We start from the raw sequence: 3036 nt of genomic DNA, 5'->3' as shown, positions 1-3036 counted from the left end.
GCTTTGCGCCGGGTGCTGTGCAGCGGCGAGGCTTTGCCGCACGCTTTGCAGATGCGCTGCCACCGCATCTGGCCGGATGTGGAGTTGCACAACCTCTATGGCCCCACCGAAGCCGCCGTCGATGTGACGGCGTGGCAGTGCCGCCCCGAACCGGATTTGGGCATCGTGCCGATAGGCTACCCTATCGCCAACACCCAGATTTATATCTTGGACAGCGACCTACAACCCGTGCCGTTGGGCGTGGCCGGGGAAATACACATCGGCGGCATCCAAGTGGCGCGGGGCTACCTGAACCGCCCGGCACTGACCGCCGAACGCTTCATCACCGACCCGTTCAACAAGGACGGCAGCGGCCGCCTCTACAAAACCGGCGACTTGGGGCGGTGGCTACCCAACGGCAGCATCGAGTATCTGGGGCGCAACGATTTCCAAGTCAAAATCCGTGGCTTGCGTATTGAATTGGGCGAGATTGAAGCCCGCTTAGCGGCCTGTGCGGGCATCCGCGAGGCCGTGGTCATCGCCAGGGAAGATGTGCCGGGCGATAAGCGGCTGGTCGCCTACCTCATCCCCGAAACAGGCCACACCCCCGACCCCGCCGAATTGCGCCGCCAACTGGCCGGGCAATTGGCGGACTATATGTTGCCCAGTGCCTTCGTCACGCTGGAACAGTTTCCGCTCAGCACCAACGGCAAGCTTGACCGTCAGGCCTTGCCTGCGCCGGACGGCGGCAGTGTCGCGGTGCGGGCCTACGAAGCCCCCCAAGGCCCTACCGAAACCGTCATCTCCGCACTTTGGCAAGAACTGCTGCACCTGGAGCAAGTCGGGCGGCATGACCAGTTCTTTGAATTGGGCGGGCATTCCTTGCTGATCGTCACTTTTATTGAGCGCTTGCGCCAACAAGGGCTAAGCGCGACGGTACGTCTGGTTTTTACCGCGCCGATACTGGCCGATATGGCGGCGGCGATAGACGCTGAGCAAAACCCGGCAACAGCAACGGCAATACCGCCTAATCTGATACCTGCGGCGTTTAGCCAACCACAGACAGAAACCGTTATGGAGGAGTTTCATCTATGAATTTAGCAGAACTGACATCACACATTCAGGAAAAAAACATCGGCCTTTCTGTGCATAACGGCGAGTTAATTATCCGCGCCGCCCAAGGCGTTATCGGCCCGGAATTATTGGCGGCATTAAAACAGTACAAACCGGAATTGCTCGCCGCATTGCAAAAAGACGGGGGGGCATTAGCCTTTAAAGCCGTAACACCTCAAGTGCCGCCAGTTAAGATCACCCCAGACTTATTGCCTTTGGTCAGCTTGACTCAGGCCGAGATCGACTATCTGGTCGGCAATGTACGGGGTGGCACTGCCAATATCCAAGACATTTACCCTCTGGCTCCGTTACAGGAAGGTATTTTGTTCCACCATTTGTTGGCGACCCAAGGTGACGATTACCTATTGCGCACTGTGCTGAGCTTTAGCCAACGCGGACATTTGGAGGCTTTCCTCAGCGCCTTACAAACGGTAATAGACCGTCACGATATTTTACGCACGGCCATCTACTGGCAAGACTTACCGCAACCTGTGCAAGTCGTACAACGGCAAGCCCTGCTGCCTATTATAGAATTGCCGGAAAACGGGGCAGATGCGGCTTATAGCCAATTACTGGCCGCCACCGACCCCCGGCAAGTGCGCATCAACTTACAACAAGCGCCGTTGTTTGCGGCTTATACCTTATATGACGCGGCAGCGGGAGAGTGGTTATTGGCTTTGCTTAACCATCATTTAGTCAGTGACCATTTGACGCTGGAGCTTATCATTGCCGAAATCCAGCTCATCATCAGCGGCCAAGCCGAACGTTTGCCGACACCGTTACCTTACCGTAATTTTATCGCCCAAACCTTAGCCCTGCCGCCTGCCGTACACGAAAGCTATTTCAAACAACAATTGGCCGATATTGATAGCCCCACCGCGCCTTTCGGCATCCTTGCCACTAACAGCGGCCCGCTGAACGAAGCCAAGCGGTTGTTAAACCCAGAACTGGCCCGCCGCATTTGCCTGAGCGCTAAACAGCAGGGAGTCACGGCCGCCGTGCTGTTCCATGTCGCGTGGGCGCAAGTGTTGGCGCAATGTACGGGACGCGATGCGGTAGTGTTCGGCACGGTCTTATTGGGGCGTTTACAACATTCCGGCGGTTCTGACCGGACACTCGGCCTGTTCATCAATACCTTACCACTACGCATCAACTTGGCTGGCCAATCGGTCAGCGGGCTGGTCAAGGCCACTTATCGGCAATTTATGGATCTGCTCGATCATGAACAGGCTTCCTTAGCTTTGGCGCAACGCTGTAGTGGTGTCGCCCCGCCTTTGCCTTTGTTTACCAGTTTGTTTAACTATCGGCACAGCGCTGCCGCTCCTGCTACCGACGTGGCTGGGGCAGCACTGTGGCAGGGTATGCGCATCCATCACAGTGAAGAGCGCACTAACTACCCCATTGCCCTGTCTGTTGATGATCTAGGCGAAGGCTTCCTGCTCACCGCCCAATGCACTGACGGTATCGAGCCTGAGCGTATTGTCGGGTATTTGGAAACGGCCTTAGACCGCCTGACCGCCGCGCTGGCCGACAACCCCGCTTGTCCGGTCAACCAGCTCAGCATCTTGCCGGACACGGAACGGCGACTAGTTTTGGAGGGCTTTAACGCCACCCAAGCCGACTACCCAGCGCATCTGTGCGTCCACCAGTTGTTTGAGCGGCAGGCGGCACAAACCCCGGCAGCCGTTGCCTTGGTTTTTGAAGGCCACAGCTTAAGCTACGCAGAACTCAACCGCCTCGCCAACCGCCTCGCCCACCGCCTGTTGGCTTTGGGGGTGCGGCCTGACGAACGCGTGGGCATTTGTGCCGAACGCAGTCTGGAGATGGTCGTCGGCCTGCTCGCCATCCTCAAGGCGGGCGGGGCGTATTTGCCGCTGGACCCGGCCTACCCGGACGGGCGGCTGGCCTATCTGCTCGAAGACGGCCAACCCGTCGCCCTGCTGA

Annotated in this window: 2 protein-coding genes; both read left to right on the top strand. The window is 58.0% G+C overall.

Annotated features, from left to right (window positions below):
- Window positions 1-1074, top strand: a 1074-nt coding sequence (locus AADEFJLK_RS23360) for a non-ribosomal peptide synthetase (protein ID WP_146054738.1), incomplete at its 5' end; no start/stop codon positions are given.
- The coding region (locus AADEFJLK_RS23355; protein WP_146054737.1) for a condensation domain-containing protein at window positions 1071-3036 on the top strand (1966 nt) is incomplete at its 3' end. The genes AADEFJLK_RS23360 and AADEFJLK_RS23355, both read left to right, overlap by 4 nt.

Origin of the sequence: Methylovulum psychrotolerans (assembly GCF_002923755.1) — a bacterium.
Taxonomy (GTDB): domain Bacteria; phylum Pseudomonadota; class Gammaproteobacteria; order Methylococcales; family Methylomonadaceae; genus Methylovulum; species Methylovulum psychrotolerans.
This window is presented reverse-complemented; position numbering and strand designations above follow the sequence as displayed.